Origin of the sequence: Streptomyces kaniharaensis (assembly GCF_009569385.1) — a bacterium.
Taxonomy (GTDB): domain Bacteria; phylum Actinomycetota; class Actinomycetes; order Streptomycetales; family Streptomycetaceae; genus Kitasatospora; species Kitasatospora kaniharaensis.
The window spans coordinates 285,680-307,661 of record NZ_WBOF01000002.1; the positions used below are offsets into that span (position 1 = coordinate 285,680).

Genomic DNA, 21,982 nt, shown 5'->3' on the forward strand with positions numbered 1-21,982 from the left:
GGCCCGGTCTCCGGGACGAGACCGGGCCGCGGCGGCGCTGCGGTCGCGGAGGTGCTCCGGTGGGCGGGGGTGGCGAGGGGCGAGGGTCCGGAACAAATCGGCTGGCTGGGGTCGGCGGGCGCGGGGCGAAGGGGTTGGGTCCGCTCGTGGGGGAACGCGTGCTGGGGTGCGCTTCGCGGTGCGGTCGTCGTGCCGGCGCGCCATGCCGGGTGCTGCTGCGGCGGTGCGGGTTGGTGGGTCATGCGTTGTCACCTGTTGGGGTCGGAACCGGGGTCGCCACGTGACGGCGGGGTTGCTGGCTTGCCTCGTCAGGGGAGGTTGGTGCGCAAGGAGGAGGCGCGCAGGCGCGAGGTCGGCGGGATGGCCCGGGTCAGGAAGGCGAGCAGGCACAGGCCGGCGCCGACCGCGATGGTCACGGCCACGGGGCCGACGTGGCGCGGCTCCGGGTGCACGGTGAAGACGTGCAGCCAGATCAGTGTGAAGGCGGCGTAGCCGAGTTGGTGGAAGCGCAGCCAGCGGTGGTAGCCGAGTCGGCGTTGCAGCCAGACCGAACAGCCGACCGCTATCGCCAGTTCGGTGCCGAGGATGCCGAAGCCCACCGGGAGGCGTTGCGGGCCGCTGGTGAAGGGGATGACGAGCTCGCTGGTGCCGATGTGCCAGATCGGCTGGTACAGGAACGTCACGCCGTGGATGGCGCCGAAGATCAGGGCGCTCAGGGCGATCGTCATGTGGGCGCCGTACATCGTGGTGCGGTTGACGAAGCGTTCGAGGTGACGCAGGCGCAGCGCCGTTCCGAGCAGGACGGTGGACACTATCAGGGTGTACGAGATCAGGGCGGCGAGCCGCGCCAGCTTGTGGACCCCTGGGTCGTAGGGCGTGTGCTGGTCATAGGCGTCCAGCGGTGAGCCCGGGATGGGCGCCTGGGCGTTTGCCGGTGAGGCGAACAGCAGCACCGTTGCCGCCGCGAGGAACACAGCCGCGCAGGCGAGAGCGCGGGAGCGCGGGAGGCTGGGCTTGTTGGCACGGTCTGCTCTGCGCGGGGCTGCTGGTGCTGCTGCGCCGAGTTGTGGGGGCATGGGTTTTCCTGGGTCGGTGTTCTGTTGCGGCCTGGTCGGACGGGAGGGCGGGGTGAGCCTCTGCCCTCAGCGCGCGGTCCGGCGTTCCGGGGGCGCCGCACTCGTTGGGCTGGTCATCCGGTCGTGAACAGGAAGTAGTCCTTGTTGTAGTAGTTCGGCTGGTGGACGAGGGGTGAGCCGTTTCGGGGCGGGCCGGGCCATACGTCCGTGGGGCCGAGCAGGTGGGTGCCGTAGTCGCTGGAGGCGACCGGCGGGGCGAAGTAGAGGCGGAAGGCGGCGGGGACCTTGTCGGGGCCTGGCTTCCACAGCTGTTCTCTGTGCTCGGCGGCGGGGCGGCAGGGTTGCAGGGTGACGGGGACGGTGTTGCCGCCGGTGGTGGTGCCGTCAAGGCACTGGCCGGTCGCGGTGTGACGGAGCTGGTAGAGCCCGTCGGTGTCGGTCCTGAGGAGCTGCCAGGTCTGCAGGCCGGTGCGGGTGCAGGTTTGGAGGCGGATGCCGACGTTGTCGTCGTCGGGGCCGACACACAGGCCGGTGACTGCGTTGACGAGGCGGAAGCCGGCGGGCTGGCTACTCGGTGACGCGGAGGGGATGTTGGCCGTGGCTGTCTCAGAACGGCCGGGTGCGACGGCAGGGATTCCCAGTGGTGCGGCGGCGGGCGAGGTGGCCGGTGCAGTGGCGGGCGAGGTGGCCGGTGCGGTCACCTGCGCGGTGGTGGGCGAGGGGGACGGAGGCGGTGGTGGCTGGGGGGCTGCAGCTGGCGGCGCCGGGCGGTTGGCCGTGACGGCCGCGGCTGCTGCGGCGAGGACGCTCAGGCCGAGCACCGTGAGGCCGATCGCGATCGTCTTGTTGGACGGGGCGGGCCTGCGGATGGTCCTTTTGCCGGAGGGGACGGGCTTGCGGTCGCCGGCACCAATGGGATGCGTCATCTGCCTGGGCTGCGGGGCCTGGACGCATGGGAGCTGAGCCTGACCTCGGGAGGGCAGGATCGTGATGTCCGCGGTGGCTGGCGACGGGTTGCCCGTCCACAGCAGCAGTGCCTCCAGGAGGGAGGGGCGCTGCCAGGTGTGGATGGCGATCAGCTCGGTGCGGGCGTGGCTGCAGCCCGGGCACCGGGTCAGGTGGAGTTCGAGTTCGCGGTCCTGGAGGGTGCCTCGGCGGACGCTGTCACCGAGCCTGGCGGTCAGCATACGGCAGTCACGGGGCGTGCGGGCCGCGTACCGCTGCAGGTAGGCGTCGTAGAAGCCCTGCACGAGGTGAATGGGCGGGAGGAGTGCGGTGGGCAGGTCGGGGGACGGCGCGCGTTCTTCCGGATCGGCCGGTTGCTCCAGGCTCTGCCACAGGCCCGCCTGCCAGGCTCCCGGCAGCCTCCAAAAAGCCTGCAGGGTGAACGAGTTCTCCTCCGCGGCGGCGTTTGTGATCGATGCGCAGGGGGATGCCGGGTCGGGGAGGGGAAGGCTCTGGAGCCAGTCGAGGAAGCCGGGCGAGAGGGCGGTCCGCCGGTCGGTGTCGGCCCACAGGGCGGCGGTGCGCCGGGTGGCGGCCAGCAGGTGCGGGCGCCAGGCGTGGGTGGGGCCCATTCCCGAGAACGCGGCCTCCAGGGTCTCGGCGAAGGCCTCGCCTGCAAGCTCGCGTGCGATGTGCTGGTCACGGCACAGCAGGTGCGCGTAGGCCAGTACGGCGGCATAGTGGCGGGCGGTGAGCTCGCGGGCTGCTTGAAGGCGTGTGCGTTCGCTTTCCGGGAACCGGCCGGCTGGGTCTGACACTGGATCTTCTTCCATGGGTCTCGGGGTGCGCGTGGGTGCCGGGGGGACAGGGGGTCGGGAGGGTTCCCGGCAGACCTGGGGTTCCAGGTCTGCCGGGGTGTGTCCGAGAGCAAGGGGGAGGACTCTCGGACATGCACGGGGGCACCGGGTGCCCTGCGGGCGGGGAGCATCGGCCGGCTCGCCGCCTCGGCCTCAGTACCGCGCTTGCGCGGACTGGGTGGGTGTCAGTTGGTGCAGGTGAGCTGGGGGTTGGCCCAGTCGGCGTGGTCCCATCCCTTGCCGTCACCGTTGTCGGTGACGACCAGGCGCAGGCTGGTGGCGCCGGTGAGGTCGGCGGTCAGGTGCTTAACGGGGGAGGTGCCGGTGAGGGGACCGCTGTCGGCGACCTTCGTCTTGTCCCTGTAGATCTGGAAGTCGACGGAGCCCTTGCCGTGGACCTCGTCGTCGACGCCGACGTCGACGGAGAGGCTCTTGCAGCTGTTGCCGAGGTTGTACTCGATGGTGCTGGCCGCGTGGGTGCCGATCCCCTTGGGGTAGGTGGTGCCGCGGATCGTCAGGGGGTGTCCGTCACCGGCGGCTCGTTCACCGTTGCTGGTGTTCTTCTCCACCGACCCCCAGCCGCCGCTGGCGGTGAGCCAGGGCCGGTCGCCGAGGGGGGTGGTGTGGTCGGTGGGCTTGGTCGGGTCCGGGGTGGGGGTTGGCGTCGGGTTGGGGGTGGGCTGGGTGGAGCCTTCGGTGGGCGGGAGCGTCCACTGCTGGCCGGGGGTGCCGGCGCAGGTCTCGGTGGTGGGCTTGCCGTCGGCGGCGACGGTCAGGCACTGGCCGGACTGGCGGTTCTTGAGGGTGTGCACGGTGGGGTCGTAGGTCCACTGCTTGGCGGGGTCGCTGACCCTGCCCACGCGGGGTGTGCCCTGGCAGGCCTGGGAGGCGACGGTGGAGCCCTGGGCGGTGAGGCAGGAGTCCCACCTCAGCCGCAGGGTGCCGTCCGCGGCGTACACCCAGGCCTGGTTGGAGCTGTTGGTGCAGTCGGCCGTCCTGACGGCCGGATCGCCGGGCGCCTGGAGGCACTTGGCGCCGTTCTGGACGTGTCCGCGGGCGGTGTTGCCGATGGCGCCGCGCTGCACGACGCCCTGCGGCGTGGTCTCGACCTTCGCGTTGCAGTCGCCGGTGCTGGCGCGGTTGCCGGCGCCCTTGGCCGCGATGGTGCCGCCGTTCGCGCGCGGTGGGGTGAACGCGGCCGCGGAGCCGGGCTGGTTGTAGCAGTTGGACTCGGCGAAGTTCCACTCGAAGTACTCGGTCCAGTCCATCATGCCGCCGGGCGAGATGCCCTTCGCCGAGAGGGAGTGGATCGTGCCGATGTCGACGGTGGTGTGGGTGGTGGTGTCGGTGAAGCTGCCGTTGAACCAGCCAGGGTCGCCAGTGGCGGCGACCTTGAACTCGTAGGTGTGGCCCTGCTCCCAGTCCAGGCGCGTCTCGCAGTGCTGGCCCACGCCCTCACCGGTGAACCGCACGCAGGAGCCGGTGGGGCCGGCCTTGGACTGGTCGGCATCCCACACCGAGAACAGGAAGTGGCGCTTCTCACCGCCGTTGCTCTGCAGGCCGATGTAGGCGGTCTTGCCGTTGTCGAGGGCGAACTGGTGGCTCCAGTAGATGTTCGACGTGGGGCCCGGGTCCAGCTGGGGGGTCGTCGTCCACGTGACGTCGTGCAGGCTGCCGGGCGTGCCGGAGGGGAACGAGTAGTACGTGTACGCGTTCGGGGTTTCCCCGGCGCTCGCCCCGGGACTGAGCAGGTAGGCGGCTCCACCCCCGGCCAGACCGAGGGAGAGCAGACCCGCGATGACGCGGCGGCGCTTCTTGCTGAGACGGTGGGTTGCCACTGAACACAGCCCTTTCTGCTGACGAACGGTTCGGTGCGGCACCGTCAGTCCAGGAGCGCTTGAGTGGCACCTGGCCTGCCGTTGCTGAGGGGGAGACCGGGCAGGGCGCCGACCGACCCGCGACTTTGCAAAGTCTTTACTAAAGTGGCGTCAAGCCGGCCCTCGCACCGGCTTCCCGCGCAGGCCACGACCGCATTGCGGCCCGAGGACGCACCCGTGGCACCCGACCAACGTCGGCCCGGTACGCCTTCGGTGGTGCCGATCGAGCGTCGGCCGCGCGAGCTCACACGCGGCCGAACATCCAGGGTTCGCAAATGTCCGCGAACGTGGCACACTGTCGCGAATTCCCGGCCGGGCGCGGCCGGAGCACGGCAGCGTCGCCGACACCCCGCGCCGGCCAACAGCACGCCAACGGGAGTGAGCGTTGAGCCCATCGGCAACGGCCCGCCAGCAGGACCTCCACCACCTCAGCGACGCGGAGCTCTCCGCCCTGCTGCGCGATCCCGCCCTCCGGCCCGGGGCAGCCGTCCCGCCGGGACCAGCAATCAACGACGTGATGGGCGAGGTGTTCGCCCGTCACCACTCCGCGGTGCTCGCCTATGCCCGCACGTGCTGCCGGGACCTGCCCACGGCCCACGACCTCGCCGCCGAGGCCTTCGCCCGTACCTACCGAGCCGTCGCCGCAGGGCACGGACCGGAACACGCCTGGCGGCCGTACCTGCTGACCTGCGTACGCCACGTGGCCACCGACTGGGCACACACCGGCGCCCGAACCCAGCTGTCGGACGACTTCGAGAAGTGGGCCGAATCCCTTCCCGCCGCACAGGACGTCGAGGACGCCGTCCTCGCGGCGGAAGAGGGATCACTTGTGCTGCGCGCTTACCGGGCGCTGCCGGAGCGCTGGCAGGCCGTGCTCTGGCACGCGGTCGTCGAGCACGAGCCCGCCGCCACCACCGCCCGGCGCCTCGGAATGACCGCGGGCGGCATCGGCTCCCTGGTCGCACGCGCCCGGGAAGGCCTGCGCGAGGCCTACCTACGCGAACACCTCGACCAGGCCGTAAGCGACGAGTGCCGGCACTACGGCGGCCTGCTCGCCGCCTCGATCCGCCGACCGGACAAGCGCGCCACCCGAGACCTCGGCCGACACCTTCAGACCTGCGCCGGATGCGCCCGGGCCGAGCGCGATCTGCGCGACCTCAACGGCCGCCTCGGCGCGATCCTGCCAGCCGGAATCCTGCTGTGGAGCCCCAGCACCCTCTGGTCGTCCCTCGGAGGACACGGTGCCCACCTGGCGGCGGGCAAGCTCGGTGCGGCCAAGCTGGGCGTCGCGCGGTTCGGCGCCGCGAAATGGGCCTGGACAGCGGCGGCCGTCGCAGGGACAGCAGTGACCGCCGTCGCCCTGCTGCCGAACGACGTTGGCCTGCCCGACCGGGCCGCATCCGTCCCCGTGTCCGCGAGCCCTGCCCCGACCGCCCCAGCTGCCCCGGTGGCACCGGTTGCGGCCTCGACCGTCCCGACAGCCGTGGTGACACCCGTTGCGGCCCCCGCCTCGTCCACGCCTCCGTCCGCCTCACCGTCCGCCTCACCGTCGGCCGATGCCGCCGGTCTTCCGCTCGTCAACGTCGGCTCGGGGCTGTGCATCGGCGTCGCCGACAGCGGTGCCGCCGGGTCGTTGCAGCTCCAGCAGTGCAGCGGGAAGCCTCCCCAGCGCTGGCAGCGCCTGCCGGCCAGCCAGGACACCTACCAGCTCAGGAACGCGGCCACCGGTACCTGCATCGACGGAACAACAGCAGGCGGAAACAGCATCCCGGTCACCCTGCGCGACTGCCGCTCCGACGCGGGCCGCGCCGAGCAACTCTGGCGTTTCGAGCCGGCCGCGCAGCCCGGTGCGTTCCGGCTCTGGTTCGTGCCGCCGGTCCCGCAGAGCGACTACTCCCAGCATCTGCTCGGCCCACATAACTGGGCGAAGATCGACCCACCGCAGGTGGGTTCGCTCGTGGCGCACTTGCCCGACTACTACGACTCCGTCAACCTCCTCTTCACGATGGGCTGACCCGGATGACACGTAGGTCACGATCTGCAAGAAGCACGGACATGCCTGGCCCGTACGGACCTTGATGGCCGCCAGACCGAGTGCGCGTCAGCCTGCACGCAGAACCGATCCCGGAGGCAGCCAGTTCATGACCCGCTACTGCGTCGACCCCGTCCGGCACGGGTTGATCGCCACCTGGGGTATCAGCGAGGGCGACCTCGCGTCCCGCATCGCCACTCTCCCGACTGGCGCAGACCTCCCAGCGCTCCTGCGGCTGGCCGACTCCCTGGGCCATTTGTCGGAAGCGGCCTGGCGCACCTACACCCACCCCGCCAGCGCCGCCGGCTCCCTGGAACCCAACACCGAAGGCTGGCGCCGTGAACAGGAACGCAACGCCTTCGGCGAGGTAACTGACGTCATCACCCAGCCGAACCTCCCGCAGGACGGCATGCTCGACGTCTCCTACAGCCCCCTGGTCGAGTCCGCGCACCGCATCGGCCGCGCCCTGCTCGCCCTCGACAACGAGGACCTGACCGAGGCCGTCCTCGCGGAGGCCGCCGCCGAACTCGGCAACCTCACCGGCCGCGCCCGACAGGCCGTCCTCCTCAGCCGCGAAGGTGCCTCTCCCCTGTCCAGGTCGCCGCCGACGCCTCCTCCAACGGAACCCGTTCGGGCCACCGGAGCTGTTCTCCGACATTGACCCGACCGCCGCAGCCATCGCCGCGGCCCACTGGCTCGCCGTCGCCGTCGCAGCCGCAGCCGCAGCCGCAGCCGCAGCCGAGGCTACCGCCAAAGCCTCCGGCACGGCGCCCACCGCAGTGGTCATGGAATCCGACAACATCGAAGCCCACCCCCACGAAACCCCCACCCTCGTCCTCGGCTTCCTCGAAGCGGGCACCTCCCCCAACGACGCGGTCACTGGCCTGGTGCGCCACGCCCTCCGCATCGCCGACGGCTTCCTGCCCGACCTCGTCGACCTGCGCGAACAGCTCGACGACGAACGCGCCGAAGAAACACCAGAACCGCAACCGCGAACGCTTCGCCCAGCTCGTCCGCGAAGCAGCCGCCCACCACCGTGACCGGCTCACGTGAACTCGCACCCGAACCTGCCCCAAGCCCCGGCCACGCCGAAAATGTGACTCACCGTGACCGCAGGCGCGCCTCCAAGAGTTGACGGGCCAAGTGTCTTTCGCGACCCCGACAAGACTCGAAGGCGGGCGCCCTGCTGCCAGTAACGAAGAGTGACCGCCCTCAGCCTCGGCCAGCCGAAGACCGAGGCCAGCCGCGCCTGGATCAGCCTCTCCCCCAGGGTCATGACGGCCCTCCACCGCCAGGCAGCCCTCCAGATGGCCGCCCACCCAGAAGGCCGGCTCAAGGGCCTTGTCTTCGCCCGCCCGGGCGGCACACCGCTGCGGCCCCAGTGGGTCCTCGACCAGCTCCACAAGCGCACCGCCGAACTCGGCCTTCCCCGGATCGGCCTGCACGCCCTACGCCATACCGCGGCCAGCATCATGATCGCCGAAGGCATCCCCCTGGCCATCGTCTCCAAGACCCTGCGCCACGCCACCCTCGCGACCACGATCAACCTCTACGGTCACCTCTCCAAGGACTCCGCCGACCAAGCCGTCCAAGCCCTTGCCCGCGCACTCGATCACGCCCAAGCAGGCCGACTCCGCGCTGTCCCGCGCGGCGAGCACGGCATGCCGCAGGCTGTGTAGCCGTCGACAAGATCGGCGCTTCCGGCTGGGCGCGGGGCCCTTCCCGCCCTGCCGCGCATTCTTGTCGCAGCAGCGCGGATGGCTTGCCGCCGACGAGGTCCGCCCGCTACCCGAACCGATCAACGAACCAGCACAGATCAGACGTCTGGTGGTCCGTCGGCGAGACCGACTGAGCGGAACCCTCCACGAATACCAACATGCCGCGTGACCAGGCCGGATGATTTATCGGCACCCACAATGTCCAGGAGACCACCAGATCGGGTGACAGCGGCAGGGCAGATCGGTAGGCAGTCCGCGAGCCGCTCGATACGCTGAATCCTCTCCCTGAACCGAGAGTTGGGGGCGGGACACCGTGGCGAACGTGCTGTTCAGGCGGGCACGCCTCGCGCTGGGCCTGACGCAGCGCCAGGTAGCCGAGCGGGTATGCACGCTGGTCGAGGCGGTCACCGGACGGGAATCGCCGTTTGACGCCGGCTACGTCTCCCGCATAGAACGTGGCCTCATCACCTGGCCGCACGAGCACTACCGGCACGCTCTCTGCCTCGTGCTGGGGGCGGAGACGGCGTCCGAGCTGGGCCTGATCGCCAAGCAGGTCCACCACCGCGACCACCCTGATGAGGTGAGTTCCTCGACCCGCCGAGAAGTCCTGGCTGCCGCCCTCGCCCTGCTGCCGCCCGCGCCGCCCCTGTCGCGCCTGCGCATGGGCGATGTCCGGGCCATCGCCCATCGCACCAGCGTGCTGGAGCACTGGGACCGCACCTCAGGCGGGCGGGCCGTGCGCGACTTCGCGCTGCGCGAGCTGCACGCCGCGGTGGAATTCACCGAGGCGTCAACCAGCCCGGCCGTGCGAGGCGCGCTGCTCGGCGCGATCGCCCGCCTGGCGAACCTGACCGCCTGGTCGAGCTTCGACGCCGGCCTGTACGACGAGGCCCGCCCGCTATTCCAGCTCGGCCTGACCGCCGGCCGCGAGCACGGCGACACCGGGCCCCAGGTCGTCGCCGACCTGCGCCGGGCCACCGACGCCGAACACCACCCAGGCCCGGGCACGGACGATGGCCACCACCCGCCTGGCCACCGTGCTCTACCGGCAGGGGGAGCGCACCGAAGCGCTGCCGGGCGGCTGGTACTCCATCATCGCGGTGTCGTCGTTCTCCTCGCCGCCGGCGGTCTTCGTCGCAGTGGGGGTGTTCACTCTGTGGCCTCCCCGGTGAGTGATCGACGCTGGAGGAAGTGCAGGTGGCTCTCAAAGATGTCGCGGGGGTCGGCGCCGGTGCGGGCGATGAGGATCAGCGCGGTGGCGGCGACGTCGCAGGCCTCCTTGCGGACGTCGTCCCAGGTATGCGAGTTGCCGTTCCGGGGGTTCATCGAGAGAGCCCCGATGGCGGCTTCGGCAACTTCTCCGGTCTCCTCGGCGAGCTTGAGAGCCTGCCCGAGCAATTCCTGCTCATGAGGCACGGTGGAGAGTGAATTAAGCTTCTCTGCAAGGGAATTGATAATCTCCCACGAGTCCGTCATGGCGTCGCATCCTGCCCCTGTTCGATGCGTGCGATCAACCTGGGCGGTTCCGGGCGAGCCCCGGGTGAACACGGCGTTTTCGAGCGCCCGGACGCCGGGCTGCTGCTCACCGGTGGCCAAGGCCGTCAAGGATGAGGCCGGAATTGATAGTTGGCCCCTGGAATTGATAGTTGGCCCCTGCGGGGTTCTGGCCACACCGGGTAGTTGAGCCGGGCCACGATGGTTGGAACCTGGCCACGCATGTTGGAACCGGGCGACCCTTCTCGGGGACCCTTGAGTGACCCTGTCGACCCTGAGGGATGTGGGCGCCGGCGGCCTGGAACCAGTGAGGAAGCCGGGGGTGTCAGCGCCGGGGGCTACGGTCTCGATCCATGGGTTTCTCCGGATCTTTCGTTGTGGCACGGGCCGAGCAGCCGGTGACCGAGCTGGCAGCAGTACAGGCGCTTGCCGCCACGTCGTGGTGGTCGGCCAGGGATGGCGCCTGGCAGATCCTGCAACTGTCTCCAGGCGTTGCTCCGCATGACTCGATCGCGACTGAGACGGGAGCCCCGGCCCTCGTCATGTATGTCCACGACAGCGACGTCGTCAGCGTGGAAGCAGCCAGCCCCGGCGGTCTGACCTGGCACTGCGCACTGTCTCCGGAGATGGCGCGAGACTACGACGTCCCCGAGGAGTGGATCGGTGATCCCGACGAGGTCACCCGTCAGGCCGTGGCCTGGGCGGAGGCAGCCGGCCTTCAACCCGACCCAGTGGCGGTGAGAACCACCCTTGAGGCGGAATGTGACCCACTCGCCGAGGGTTTGGTACTCGACCTGGTCCATGCCCTGGGGTTCAGGTTCGGCGACGGCGAGAGCCTGATCACGTGTCAGTGATACCCCTCCAGGGGCCGGTAAGCCGCAGGGTCCTCAGCACTGGTACCGGCGAAGCTATACAAGGGCCTTGCTGGTTCCAAGAATCGTGACCACTTGGTGCCAACAAGCGTGTCCCATCGACGAGAAACCGTCAGGTCGCTCGGCCCCACTGGTTCCAACTCTCGTGTCCCGGCTCAGTAGTTGCGACTTTTCGAGCTAGGTGACATCCGATCTCAGTGGTTGACACCGTCGCAGTCAGCGCCGAAGCCGTACCGGATTTCTGCTATGCCCGTTCCTGTGACCCGCGCGCCGTTAGTGTCGAACCCGTGATCGTATGGCTCAACGGCACCCACGGTGCAGGCAAGACGACGACCAGTGCACTCGTGCAGCAGCTGATCCCCGACTCCCGGGTGTTCGACGCCGAGAAGGTTGGCGAGACACTCATGGACATCACACCGGGGCTGCCCGGGACGGACAACTTCCAGCATTGGCCGCCGTGGCGGCCACTCGTAGTCGAGACCGCCCGCCACGTGCTCGACTACACCGGCGGGACTCTGGTGATGCCGATGACTGTCCTGGTCGAGCAGTACTGGCGCGAGATCAGCACGGGCCTCGCCCAACACGCCATTCCGGTGCGGCACTTCGTTCTCCATGCCGACCAGGAGACCCTCCGCGGGCGCATCGCAGGGGACACTGTTGTTGGTCCCAACTCCTGGTTCCGTCTCAAATACCTTGAGCCCTACGCCGAGGCGGCCCGCACCTGGTTGCACGCCGAGGCCGAGGTCGTCGACACCACGCACCTCACGCCCGCCCAGGCCGCCCTGCAGATCGCAGAGGCCGTCAGGAGTTGAGGTCCGCCGCCACGCGAAACAGGCGGGCCAGCTCAGCCCAGCACCGCACTGTCATCCCCGCGCTGGCCGCCATCCTCCTGATCTCGGCGGTCAGGTTGCCCGCCACGCTCCGGCCTCCGCTTCGTGATCTTCACTTGACCGGGTGAACATCACCCCGCCTGGCTACCCGCGGGCGCCGGGGGTGCTGGGGTTGGCGCATGAGTTTCCGGACCGGACCCGCCATCCGCTCGGACGCATGCGATCTCACCGCGCTGATCAGCACGTTCACCGGCGATGGCGATCACCGCCGGCGCCTGGTGCTCGATGCGTCCTGGCCGAGACGCTGGTCGACGACCTGGCTGTTCGACGGCGGCCAGGTGGTCTGGCCGGTCAGGGATCTGGAGTCGGTGCCGGTGCTCGACTCGCAGCCGGTTCGCCGGTTCACCTGGCGGGCCCGGCAGCGGCACCGGCCGGGCCTGGAGCCCATGATCTCCACCGGCCGCCAGCACGGGTTCGAGTCGCTGGAGGAGCGGGACCTGCTGCGGGCGCTGGACTTCCTGCGGGCCCGGGAGGTGCTGCCGCAGCCGTTCCGCCTGGACTTCGAGCACACCGGCGGCCGCGCGGCTCACATCCCGGACTTCCTCGCGCTGATGCCCGACGGCAACTGGCTCTTCGACGTCCGCCCGGCCGCTCTGGTCCGCGACGAGGACGCGCGGAAGTTCGCCGCGACACGAGAAGTCGCGACGGCGGCCGGCTGGCACTACACCGTGGTCACCGGCTGGCGCCCGCACGTGGTGGGGGTGCTGGACGCGTTGTCGGCCCGGCGCCGCCCGCGCAAGGACCTGCTCGGCCTGCACGGCGAGTTGCTGGACGCCGTCGCCGAGGGGCCGTTGCGGTTCGGGGAATTGGTGGAGTCGACGGACTGGCCAGAGCTGGCGCGGGCCGAGGCGGTCCATTTGCTCTGGCACCGCCGGCTCGGTGTCGATCTGGGCGAGCCGCTCGGCGACCGGTCCCCGGTCTGGCTCGCCGGACAGCAGCCGATGATTCCGTCGCAGGGGCGGCGGCAGTGAGCCGCGGCGTCCTGGTCCTGGCGCCCGGCGTCCGGCTGGAGCTCGGTGGCGTCTGTTTCACGGTCGAGGAGCTGGAACCGCATCTGGGCCGGGTGGTCCTGGCCGATGCCGGCGGAGAGCTGAGCCGGCGGTCGTTGCGCTGGCTGGCGAACCACCCCGGTGTCCGTCCGCTGCCCACTCCCGGCCGTCTGGCCCGGACCGGCGGCGACCGACGGGGAACGGTTCTGTCCGACCTGACACCCGAGCAGATGCGGCGGGCCCGGATCCGGGCCGAGCACGTGCTGGAGACCGAGACCGGCTTTCGGGCCGGGCACCCGGCGCGGGCCCTGCAGGGCGAGCCGAGGCCGGGCTTCGATCCGGCGATGACCACGCTTGGCGAGCGCCGCCGAGCCAAGGCCGCCGAACTGCGGGCGATGCCGCCCGTTGAGGCGGAGGCACTGGGGCTGCGGTTCATGAGTGAGCGGACGCTCAAGCGCCTAGCCCGCAGCAAGGGCGAGGACCTGGTGCTGGCCTGCGCGGACGGCCGCTGGCTCCGCGCGGGCGGGGGCCGCCCCAGCATCACCCCGGAGATCCGGGAAGGGATCTACGCGGTGAGGGAGGAATGCCTTCGGCGCTCGCGGATGACCATGGCCGCCCGGCACCGGCTGCTGCACCAGTACATCCGGGAGGTGTTCCCGGACTTCCCGGCCGAGGACGTTCCGTGCTGCAAGACGCTGGCGGCGGTCTGGCAGGAGTGGTTCGGCCCCGACGGTTCGCGGCAGCGCTACGTCCGCACCGCGGAGATCGCGCAGGCCGGGCGGAGGGTGGTGGTCCACCGGCCGGGGCAGGTGGTCGCTCTGGACTCGACGCCGTTGCCGGTGAAGGTCCGCGAGCAGGTGTTCGGCGAGCCGGTGTCGGCGGTGATGTCGCTGGCGCTGGACCTCTACACGCACTCGATCGTGGCGTTCCGGCTCACGCTGGTGTCGGACACGTCGGTGGACATCGCGATGCTGCTGCGGGACGTGGTGATGCCGCTGCCGATGCGCGAGGGCTGGGGCGAGGACATGGAGTGGCCCTACCCCGGCGCTCCGGCCACGCTGGTCGCCCAGTTCGCCGGGCACAGGGTCGCCGCGCTGCCGTTCTTCGCGCCGGAGACGGTCACCACCGACCACGGCGGCCCCTACAAGAGCCACCAGATCGTCGCCGCCGAGCGGGCGCTGGGCTGCACGATCCTGCCGGCGCGCACGCTGCGGGCCCACGACAAGTTCGCCGTCGAGCGGGCGTTCTCCTCGATCAAGACGCTCCTGCTGGAGCACCTGCTGGGCTTCACCGGAACGGATGTCGCCGACCGGGGCGCCGGCCCCGAGGCGGATGCGGTGCTGACGCTGGCTCAGGTCGAGCATGTGGTCGCCACCTGGGTGGTGAAGGTCTGGCAGAACCGGGAGTTGGGCGAGTACGCGCCGGCCTGGGCGCCGGACGGGCCCCACAGTCCGAACTCGCTTTTCGCGGCATCAACACGGCAGGGCGGCCTGGACCTCGAGATCCCGGGCCCGGAGCTCTACTACAAGCTCCTGCGGCCCCACCACGTGATGATCCATGCGGGCCGCGGGGTGAAGATCCTCGGGCTCTACTACTACGCCGACGTCCTGGACGAGGACCGCTTCCACGGCCGGTCCTCGCGCGGCGGCCGGCACAAGGGCAAGTGGGTCATCCGCTCCGACCGCCGCGACCGCCGCACCGTGTTCTTCCAGGACCCCGACGATCCCGAACGCTGGCACGTCCTGCGCTGGACCGGCCTGCCTCCCGAGGGCGAGGTCCCGGCGTTCTCGGACACCAACGTCGACGCCCTGCTCGGCGAGGTCCGCCGGGCCGGGCTGAAACCGCGCTCGGACGAGGAACTGCTGCCGGTGCTCCTGGACATCCTCGGCTCGGCGATCCCGGTCAGCCAGTGGCCCTCCCAGATGGGCAAGCGGGAGAAGAGCGCCCGCTCGCGCCGGGCCGCAGACGCCGCGCAAGCCGCAGCCGACCAGCCCTCCACGCCGGAGGGCCCGGCGGCCGAAGTGGTCGCCTGGCCCGTCGAGGCAGCCGACATCGCGAAGGCGGTCGATGCGGAACGACGCCGGCTACGCGAGGCGTCGGTGGTCCGCCGCCCGGTCCCGCCGCCGCGGCTGGGCGACAGCCTGCGCCGACGCAACCTCTTCCTCATCCCGCCCGACGACGCCCCCGCCCCGCTTGAGGACCACGCATGACCGATGCCGCACCGACCCACCCGCTCGCCGAGATCCTCGGCGGCAAGCCTCCCCGCCGGGACACCCACGAGGGCTGGCAGTACTACTGCCGGTCCCGCCGGTCCTTCGTCCCGGCGCCCCGGCTGTCCCTGGACCAGTGGCAGGCGATGAGCGATCGCGACAAAGCGCTCCACAACCTGCACCGCACGGCGACGCACGTCAACATGCCGCTGCAGGAGACACCGATGGCAAAGAGGGTCGCCTCTCTCGTCGACCGGCGCATCCGGGGCAACGCCATGCGGCTCACGTCCGCGACCTGGCCTGGGGTGATGGTCTTCGGCCTCGGTTACCAGGGAAAGACCGAGACCGTCTGCGACATCGCCGCCGAGTTCGAGGTCACCTTCCGGGAAGCGGGCCACCAGATCAATCCGCACGCGATGCCCGGAACGCGAGCGCTTCACGCCCCTGTCGTCTATGTCCAGACGCCGGTCACCGCGACGCCGAAGAGCACCTGCCAGGCGATCCTCGACTTCTTCGGCGCCCACACGAAGGGCCTGACCCTTCCCCAGCTCGTCCAGCAGGTCGCGGCCTCGCTCGACGGCCATGGGGTCCGCGCGTTGATTCTGGACGACATCACGAGACTCCGCATGCACCGGGCCGACGACCAGGACGTCCTCGATCTGATCCGGGCGTTCATGAGCATGAACGTCACCCTCGTCCTGATCGGCGCCGACATCCCCGGTTCCGGCCTGCTGCGGAAGGCGAAGTGGGACTCCCGGGCCCGCCAGTGGGTGTTCCCGCCCTCGGCGAGCACCCACGTCCACGGCCTGGAGGTGACCCAGACCGAGCGCCGTTTCGACCTCGTCGAACTCGGGACCTTCGAATGCACCACCTCGGAAGGCATCGAGGCCTTCCTGGACCACCTGGCCGGCCTGGAAGACGGCCTGCGGCTGTTCAAGGCCTGGCCAGGAATGCTCACCGGGGGCACCATGCCCGAATACCTGAGGCGCCGCACCAACGGTGTCATCGGCCTGCTCGCGCGCCTGATTGAGGACGGCGCCATGGAGGCCATGGCCAGCGGGAAGGAGTACCTCGACGAGGAGCTTCTCGACACGATCACCATCAGCCTCGACGCACTGGGCCGCGATCCCGGAGCCGGGGAGATCCCCATCGTTCCGGACCTCTCCTCTTCCAAGGCGAAGAAGCCTCCGACCCGACGGCAGAAGCGCCCGCGCAACACCGTCTTCGACGACCTCGGCCCCAGGGCAGCCGCGGGCGGGGCCTGAGTCGATGGTTCCTGGCCGTGACGCACACCCTCCGCTGCCAAGGAGCCTGGCCCCGCTGCCCGGCGAGGGCTTGCCCGGATTCGTCCTGAGACTCGCCCATCACCTCGATCTGACCCCGACCCAGGTGGTCAGGCGAACGGGGCTCGCATTCGAGGACCGGGGCCAGGCCCCGCTCCGGCACCTGTTCATGCTCGAAGCGAACGTCCGGGCAGCGTTCGCCCGCTCGACCCGGCTGACCGAGGACGAGTCCGACCAGCTGACCCTCCGCCCCTGGAGCAGCCACTACCCTCCGGTCGCCGACGTCCTGGTCTGGCCCGGACAAGCACCACGACCCCGAACGGTGACCACCGAGTGGATGCTGCTGTCGTCCAGCCGCTACTGCCCGGACTGCCTCGCCGGCGACGGGAGCCGGATCCAGCAACTGCACGGCGGACCCTGGAAATTGTCCTGGCGCCTGCCCGTGATCTTCGCCTGTCTGGAACACAACCGCATGCTCGTCGACACCTGCCCACGCTGTCGGCGGCCGGCCCAGGCCGGATCATGGGCAAAGAGCCCCCAGCTTGTTCCCCTCCCGGGCCTCGGCCACCTTCACCCCGCACGCTGCCGCAACCGGGTCTCAGCCGGGCCTCAGGGCACGGTCTGCGGCCACCCGCTGGACGATCTCGCGGCCAGCCCCGCAACACAGCTCGCTCCGGACCTCGCTGACCTTCAACGCAGGCTCCAGACGATGCTGGAACCCGGCCACTACCCCTCGACGGCAATCTCGCGCTTCTCGGACCTTCGAGTCGCTGTCGCTCTCATCACCGCGGCCCGGCAGCCGCCAGACCCAGCCGGGCCACCCAGCGGCGCCATCTCGCAGCTCATGGACGAGTACAGACGCGGTGTTCACGGGCCCTGGCCCGGACAGACACAGCCACGCTGGGGCGCTCTGCCCACCGCCAGCACGGCCTCCGCAGAAGTGCTCAGCCTCGCCGACCGGCTCGTCCGCCTGCCGAGAACTGCGTTCCGGGCCGAAATCCACAACCTCGCAGGACGCGCCCCGCGCTACGACGCATCCGCCTGGAGCCAGACCTGGGACATCCTGAGGACCAGGTGTTCACCGCTCTTCAGGCACGACGTCGAGCAGTGCTGCCAAAAGATCTTCGTGCCTACGCATATCTCGCACACCGGCCCGCTAGTCATCCCGGTGCGCGAACGCGGCTACCTGCCTGAGCACATCCCTCAGCGTCCCCCGGGCAGTTGGCTCACCGTCCTGGCAGAGAACGGGGCACCTCCAGGGCACCTGCGAAAGCCCGTCCAGTTCCGCCGAGTCGTGGCAGTCCAACTGGTCCAGGCCGCTGCGGGCTGTTCCGTCGACGCAGCAGCCGAGCTGCTGGGCATTCCCCATAGCTGGGACCGCTCAGGCCCCGGCGCGCTCATGCGTCAGAACCTCCATCCGAGCCAGAACAGCGCCCATCCGCTGTTGAGCGCGGATATCGCCGAGGCCTTCGAGGCCCTCACCCAGCACATCGCCCGAGAACCCGTCAACTACTACCAGCGCCGCCAGAACCTCGCCTTCTGGCACCTTGGGCACTCCGATTGGGACACCATCACCCAACAGCTAGGCCGGATGCTCGGTCAAGGCCCGCGGACAAGCTCCCACGAGCTACTCCGGGAGTGCGCCTCCGCTTACGTCTGGGCCGCCGTCACCGGCAGCGAATGGCAGCTCGCACCCTCGTTCCGAGCGCCGCTGTCCGCCTTCAACCGCCGAGTTGGGCCCGGGACACCCGAGCTCCGGATTCTGCACCACATCCATCACGCCACAGACCACAGGCTACGGACGGTCCTCGACGACCGGGTCCGGGCCCTGATCGGCAGCGCAGATCGCCAACCAGGTGACTACTCTCCGTGACTTTGCGCGACTTGCTCAGGCCAACTATCGGTTCCGAACTGGGCCAACTATCGATTCCTACACGATCCTCCACCAGCACCGATCGACGGATCAGGGGCCAACAACCGATTCCGGTCTCAAAGGAGATACTGGAGGCGCCCCAGACCTGGCGTCCGGGGCCCGATTGGCTCAGGGCGGGGCACGCCTGCGCAAGGAGGACCGCACGGCCAGCAGCTCGCCTGGGCAGCCTGCCCGGACGACCCGGCGACCAAGCAGGTCGACGAGGCGACACTGCAGTGCGCGACCCTCAAGGTCCCGCTCGACTACACCGCTTCGGCCACCGGCACCCTGGACGTCGCCGTGACCCGCAACGCGGTCGCCAAACCGGAGCAGCGGGTCGGCGCGCTGCTCCTCAATCCGGGCGGCCCGGGCGGCTCCGGCGTCGAGACGGTCAAGGGCGACCCAAAGCGCTTCGACGGTCCGCTGCACGACCACTTCGACCTGGTCGGCTTCGACCCGCGCGGCGTCGCCGGCACCAGCCCGCTCAAGTGCCTCGACGAACAGGCCCGGGACACCTGGGTCACCACCGACGAGCCCGGCGCCGACCACGGCCGGCAGCTCGCCGACGCCTGCCAGGCCAAGTACGCCAAGGTGCTGCCCTTCGTCAGCACCCACAACACCGCCCGCGACATGGACGTGCTGCGCGCCGCCCTCGGCGACGAGCGGCTCAACTACCTCGGCTTCTCCTACGGCACCTACCTCGGCTCGCTCTACGCCGAGGAGTTCCCGGACCGCGTCGGCCGGCTCGTCCTCGACGGCGCCACCTCGCCCTCCACCTCCCTGGTGCAGCACAACATCGAGCAGCAGGCCGGGTTCGAGCGGGCGCTGAAGGCCTTCGCCGCCGACTGCGTCACCAAGGACCCGTGCCCGCTCGACAAGGACGCCGACCGGGCCCCGCAGAAGCTCGCCGACTTCCTCGACGGGCTGAAGGAGAAGCCGCTCACGACCGGGAAGGGCCGCAAGCTCACCGCCACCGCGGCCTGGACCGGCGTGCTCAGCCGGCTGTACGGCGGCGAGAAGGCCTGGGCTGGCCTGCGCAACTCGCTCGGCTGGGCCATGGTGCGCGGCAAGGGCGACTACCTGCTCGACGTCGCCGACGGCGCCACCGACGCCCCGGCCGACGAGCAGCTCCAGGCCGCGCTCGCCGACCTCACCGCCAAGGCCCCGCTGGTCAGCAAGCACGACCCGCTGGCGGCGCTGTTCGACCCGGACTGCCGGATCTGGCCGTTCCGCTCCACCGAGAAGCCGCACGCGATCAAGTCGACCGCCACCGCGCCCATCGTGGTCGTCGGCACCACCGGCGACCCGGCCACGCCGTACGCCTGGGCCGAGAAGCTCACCGCCGAGCTCGGCAACGCCGTCCTGCTCACCCGCGAGGGCGAGGGGCACACGGCGTACGGGGCGAGCAAGTGCATCCGTGGCTCAGTCGACGCCTTCCTGGTCAGCGGCACCGTGCCGGCTGCCGGGACGCACTGCCTAACCGACTGACGGGAGGAACAGGCGGGGGCTGCGAATTGAGTACGCCTACTCATGTGCGGCCCCCGCACCCCCCACCAGACTCCCGGGTATGACCAGCAGCACTCCGCCCCCGCACGAGCCGCCGCGTGCCCCGCCCGGGTGCCCTCGCTGCGGCGCCGCGCTCGAACCGACCGTGCCCGCCCGCTGCCCCGCCTACCGACTGCCGCTGCGCCACCGCCGGCGGTTCGCGACCGCCGAGACCTTCGGCGCGATCGGCCTCACCCTGGTCCTGCTGGATTGCTCCGCCCTGCGGGACGCCGCCCTGGCCGGGCTCGGGGTCTCGGCGTACCCGCACGCGACCTGGCCTGGTCAGCCCCCGTCATAGTCGGTGGCTGCCAGCACCGCCAGCCGACGGCGGTCGGTGTCAAGCACGGCCAGCCCGAGGTCCATGGTGTCCAGGTTGAACCAGTCGTCGGTGGCCGCCGCGAAGCAGTACCAGGCGCAGCCCTCGGCCCGTCGCTGCACCTCCTCCGGTGACGCGTCCTCGGCCGCGCCGGCGAGTGCCGCCAGCGAGCGCCAGGCCGCCAGCCGGCCGTAGGCGCCGTACCACCACTCGTCCTCGCGCCCACCGCCGATGGAGGCCGCGCCGAAGAGCTGCCGCCACGCCTGCGCCGCCGTACCGGGGACGACCATGAGGGGATCGGAGCCCGCCAGGCAGTCCAGCGACAGCGCGGCCAGCACCGCCGGTACGGCTTCGGGCCCGACCGGCTCCGCCGCGTGGAAGACCGCCGTCTCCACCCGCCCGTTGAACCGGCCGGCCCACCGTTCCACGGCGGCGCCCAGCCCGGGCTCCTCCGCGCCCCGCCGTACCACCGGCGCGGCGCCGCCGCCCGTCAGGCGCTCGCCCTCCGGCAGCCCGTACCCGACGCCGTACGCCGCGCCGCCCCGCGAGTAGTGCGGCAGGCTCGGCACGCCCTCCAACGGGGCGAGCGTCCAGGGCAGCCAGGCCAGCGGATGCCCGGCCCAGTACGGGGAGGCCGCCGCCCAGGCCACCACCTCGGGCCGCTCGGCGATCGGCGCGCCCCGCAGGACCAGCTCGTGGACCAGGCAGGCCCGCAGTTCCTCGGGCGCGGTCTCGGACGCGCGGTCGCCCGCGAACACCCCTGCCAGGGCGGCGAGCGGCTGATGGGCGGCCAGGACGGCGGCTGCGCGGCGGACGGGCCGTCCGCTGCGCGAGCGGGTGGCCAGGCCCAGCCACAGCGCGTACCCGACGTTCTCCGGCCCGGGCGTGGTGACCACGTCCCAGAGGATCCGGTCGAACAGGTACTGGTGCTCGGCGCCCGCCCGGCCGGAGCCGTAGCGGGTGTGCAGCGCGGCGCCGAACTCCGCCAGGTAGGCCGTGTCGCCGCGTTCCAGGTGCTCGTCGAGGAGCCGGCAGACGTCCCCCACGGCGTCCTGCCCGGCCAGGCCCTCCACGAGCTGCTTGATCGTCTTCGCCATGGCGCGCGAGCATATCCGCCCGGGCCCGGCCCCCTCAGGCCCCGGGTCGTACGACCCCGAGCAGGAGCCCGGCCAGCTCGTCGATCACCTGGTCGAGGGTGGCCTCGAACTGTCCGGCCGTCCAGTCGTGCAACAGCCCGTTGACAGCGCCGATGAACGCCGTCGCGGCGATCCGGTAGTCCCGGGGTGCGACCTCCCCGCGGGCCGCGGCCGCCCCGGCCTCGGCGAGGATCAGCTCCACCCACCGCGCCCGCCGGACGAGGCGCTGCCGCTCCAGCGCCTCGCTGACGCCGATGATCTCCACGAAGGCGATCCGCAGCCGGCGCCGGTCCCGGGTCGCGGCCGTGACGTAGGCGCGCAGTACCGCCCCGATGCGCTGCTCGAACCCGGCCTCGGCGCTCTCGGCGAGGGCCCGGACGACCTCCTGCTCGGTCAGGTCGTTGACCAGCAGGTGCAGCCGGGCGAGGACGTCCTCCAGGTTGCGGCACTCCTCGTAGAACTGGCGGGTGGAGAGCCAGGCCGCCTCGCAGAGCGCGGTCACCGAGGAGGCTCGGTAGCCGGGGCTGCCGCCGAACAGCTCCAGCCCCGCCGCGAGGAAGCGCTCGCGGCGCTCGGCCCGGCGCTCCTGCGCGGACCTGCCTCCGTACGTTCCCGTGGCCACCCCCAACCGCACCCGCCCCCATCCGCTCGATCGACGTCTCCGGACGATTGTCGGCCACCGGGGTCTTGCCAGCCGGGTCCGCCCCTCCCTACCGTCGGGTAACGCAATCTGACAAACCGTCTTTTCAGACTTCGCGTCACGTCACCCGCCGCAGAACCGCGCCCCTGCCGACGTGACACCCCCGTTCTCGCGCCAACCCGTTCTCGCG

19 protein-coding genes and 1 pseudogene are annotated in these 21,982 nt (G+C 70.9%); 13 read left to right on the forward strand and 7 right to left on the reverse strand.

Annotated features, from left to right (window positions below):
- Nucleotides 1–308 precede the first annotated feature (308 nt).
- The 3 genes from F7Q99_RS28905 to F7Q99_RS28915 all read right to left on the reverse strand — a co-directional run bounded on the left by F7Q99_RS28905 (nucleotide 309) and on the right by F7Q99_RS28915 (nucleotide 4,716).
- On the reverse strand, nucleotides 309–1,076 hold the full coding sequence (locus tag F7Q99_RS28905) for a ferric reductase-like transmembrane domain-containing protein (RefSeq protein WP_153466882.1): 768 nt from the start codon (nucleotides 1,074–1,076) through the stop codon (nucleotides 309–311).
- 113 nt (nucleotides 1,077–1,189) lie between these two features.
- Nucleotides 1,190–2,839, reverse strand: coding sequence for an RICIN domain-containing protein (locus tag F7Q99_RS43365; protein ID WP_153466883.1), 1,650 nt, complete (start codon nucleotides 2,837–2,839; stop codon nucleotides 1,190–1,192).
- Nucleotides 2,840–3,063: 224 nt separating this feature from the next.
- Nucleotides 3,064–4,716 carry an NPCBM/NEW2 domain-containing protein gene (locus F7Q99_RS28915; protein WP_153466884.1) on the reverse strand — a complete coding sequence of 551 codons (1,653 nt, stop codon included), beginning with the start codon at nucleotides 4,714–4,716 and terminating at the stop codon, nucleotides 3,064–3,066.
- Between the two features lie 424 nt (nucleotides 4,717–5,140).
- Between F7Q99_RS28915 and F7Q99_RS28920 the strand changes: the two genes are divergently transcribed.
- The 5 genes and pseudogenes from F7Q99_RS28920 to F7Q99_RS41730 form a co-directional block, all read left to right on the forward strand.
- On the forward strand, nucleotides 5,141–6,769 hold the full coding sequence (locus F7Q99_RS28920) for a sigma-70 family RNA polymerase sigma factor (RefSeq protein WP_153466885.1): 1,629 nt from the start codon (nucleotides 5,141–5,143) through the stop codon (nucleotides 6,767–6,769).
- A 127-nt stretch (nucleotides 6,770–6,896) separates the two neighbouring features.
- Nucleotides 6,897–7,448 carry a hypothetical protein gene (locus F7Q99_RS28925; RefSeq protein ID WP_153466886.1) on the forward strand — a complete coding sequence of 184 codons (552 nt, stop codon included), beginning with the start codon at nucleotides 6,897–6,899 and terminating at the stop codon, nucleotides 7,446–7,448.
- Between the two features lie 124 nt (nucleotides 7,449–7,572).
- Nucleotides 7,573–7,827: a hypothetical protein gene (locus F7Q99_RS28930; RefSeq protein ID WP_153466887.1), complete on the forward strand. Its 255-nt coding sequence runs from the start codon at nucleotides 7,573–7,575 to the stop codon at nucleotides 7,825–7,827.
- Between the two features lie 162 nt (nucleotides 7,828–7,989).
- Entirely contained in the window at nucleotides 7,990–8,466 is a 477-nt protein-coding gene (locus F7Q99_RS28935; protein WP_153466888.1) for a tyrosine-type recombinase/integrase, read from the forward strand.
- 361 nt (nucleotides 8,467–8,827) lie between these two features.
- Nucleotides 8,828–8,968, forward strand: a pseudogene (locus F7Q99_RS41730) (helix-turn-helix domain-containing protein); the annotation flags it as partial.
- Nucleotides 8,969–9,403: 435 nt separating this feature from the next.
- Here the strand turns inward: F7Q99_RS41730 and F7Q99_RS42765 are convergent.
- Nucleotides 9,404–9,526, reverse strand: coding sequence for a hypothetical protein (locus F7Q99_RS42765; RefSeq protein ID WP_268267684.1), 123 nt, complete (start codon nucleotides 9,524–9,526; stop codon nucleotides 9,404–9,406).
- 128 nt (nucleotides 9,527–9,654) lie between these two features.
- Nucleotides 9,655–10,101, reverse strand: a complete 447-nt coding sequence (locus F7Q99_RS41735) for a MazG-like family protein (RefSeq protein ID WP_230211098.1) — start codon at nucleotides 10,099–10,101, stop codon at nucleotides 9,655–9,657.
- A gap of 251 nt (nucleotides 10,102–10,352) precedes the next feature.
- On the opposite strand from F7Q99_RS41735, the gene F7Q99_RS28945 reads away from it, so the two are divergent.
- From F7Q99_RS28945 to F7Q99_RS28980, 8 genes are all read left to right on the forward strand, one after another.
- Complete coding sequence (locus tag F7Q99_RS28945) at nucleotides 10,353–10,853, forward strand: hypothetical protein (RefSeq protein WP_153466889.1); 501 nt, start codon at nucleotides 10,353–10,355, stop codon at nucleotides 10,851–10,853.
- Between the two features lie 305 nt (nucleotides 10,854–11,158).
- The gene (locus F7Q99_RS28950) at nucleotides 11,159–11,683 is read left to right on the forward strand and encodes an ATP-binding protein (protein ID WP_326847366.1); all 525 of its coding nucleotides are present in this window, start codon (nucleotides 11,159–11,161) and stop codon (nucleotides 11,681–11,683) included.
- Between the two features lie 197 nt (nucleotides 11,684–11,880).
- Entirely contained in the window at nucleotides 11,881–12,732 is an 852-nt protein-coding gene (locus tag F7Q99_RS28955) for a TnsA-like heteromeric transposase endonuclease subunit (RefSeq protein WP_153466890.1), read from the forward strand.
- Entirely contained in the window at nucleotides 12,729–14,960 is a 2,232-nt protein-coding gene (locus F7Q99_RS28960) for a transposase (protein ID WP_326847302.1), read from the forward strand. The genes F7Q99_RS28955 and F7Q99_RS28960 overlap by 4 nt, the downstream gene beginning before the upstream one ends.
- A complete protein-coding gene (locus tag F7Q99_RS28965; RefSeq protein ID WP_153466891.1) occupies nucleotides 14,957–16,225 on the forward strand; it encodes an AAA family ATPase in 1,269 nt (422 codons plus the stop codon). The genes F7Q99_RS28960 and F7Q99_RS28965 overlap by 4 nt, the downstream gene beginning before the upstream one ends.
- Nucleotides 16,226–16,229: 4 nt before the next feature.
- Nucleotides 16,230–18,116: a TniQ family protein gene (locus F7Q99_RS28970; RefSeq protein ID WP_153466892.1), complete on the forward strand. Its 1,887-nt coding sequence runs from the start codon at nucleotides 16,230–16,232 to the stop codon at nucleotides 18,114–18,116.
- A 339-nt stretch (nucleotides 18,117–18,455) separates the two neighbouring features.
- Entirely contained in the window at nucleotides 18,456–19,643 is a 1,188-nt protein-coding gene (locus F7Q99_RS28975; RefSeq protein WP_195911297.1) for an alpha/beta hydrolase, read from the forward strand.
- Between the two features lie 79 nt (nucleotides 19,644–19,722).
- Nucleotides 19,723–19,998 (forward strand): hypothetical protein, encoded by a 276-nt coding sequence (locus F7Q99_RS28980; protein WP_153466894.1) that lies wholly within the window; start codon nucleotides 19,723–19,725, stop codon nucleotides 19,996–19,998.
- On the opposite strand, the gene F7Q99_RS28985 is transcribed toward F7Q99_RS28980, so the two are convergent.
- Both F7Q99_RS28985 and F7Q99_RS28990 read right to left on the reverse strand, forming a co-directional pair.
- Complete coding sequence (locus F7Q99_RS28985) at nucleotides 19,983–21,113, reverse strand: DUF6183 family protein (protein WP_153466895.1); 1,131 nt, start codon at nucleotides 21,111–21,113, stop codon at nucleotides 19,983–19,985. The genes F7Q99_RS28980 and F7Q99_RS28985 overlap by 16 nt on opposite strands.
- Before the next feature lie 34 nt (nucleotides 21,114–21,147).
- Complete coding sequence (locus F7Q99_RS28990) at nucleotides 21,148–21,774, reverse strand: TetR/AcrR family transcriptional regulator (protein WP_326847303.1); 627 nt, start codon at nucleotides 21,772–21,774, stop codon at nucleotides 21,148–21,150.
- Nucleotides 21,775–21,982: the final 208 nt, after the last annotated feature.

Bases quoted from the DNA above. Each gene is read 5' to 3' on its own strand.
- F7Q99_RS28965 (WP_153466891.1), top strand. From the start codon at position 14,957: ATGACCGATGCCGCACCGACCCACCCGCTCGCCGAGATCCTCGGCGGC.
- F7Q99_RS28985 (WP_153466895.1), bottom strand. From the start codon at position 21,113: ATGGCGAAGACGATCAAGCAGCTCGTGGAGGGCCTGGCCGGGCAGGAC.
- F7Q99_RS28905 (WP_153466882.1), bottom strand. From the start codon at position 1,076: ATGCCCCCACAACTCGGCGCAGCAGCACCAGCAGCCCCGCGCAGAGCA.
- F7Q99_RS28980 (WP_153466894.1), top strand. From the start codon at position 19,723: ATGACCAGCAGCACTCCGCCCCCGCACGAGCCGCCGCGTGCCCCGCCC.
- F7Q99_RS28925 (WP_153466886.1), top strand. From the start codon at position 6,897: ATGACCCGCTACTGCGTCGACCCCGTCCGGCACGGGTTGATCGCCACC.
- F7Q99_RS28955 (WP_153466890.1), top strand. From the start codon at position 11,881: ATGAGTTTCCGGACCGGACCCGCCATCCGCTCGGACGCATGCGATCTC.
- F7Q99_RS28930 (WP_153466887.1), top strand. From the start codon at position 7,573: ATGGAATCCGACAACATCGAAGCCCACCCCCACGAAACCCCCACCCTC.
- F7Q99_RS28970 (WP_153466892.1), top strand. From the start codon at position 16,230: ATGGTTCCTGGCCGTGACGCACACCCTCCGCTGCCAAGGAGCCTGGCC.
- F7Q99_RS28945 (WP_153466889.1), top strand. From the start codon at position 10,353: ATGGGTTTCTCCGGATCTTTCGTTGTGGCACGGGCCGAGCAGCCGGTG.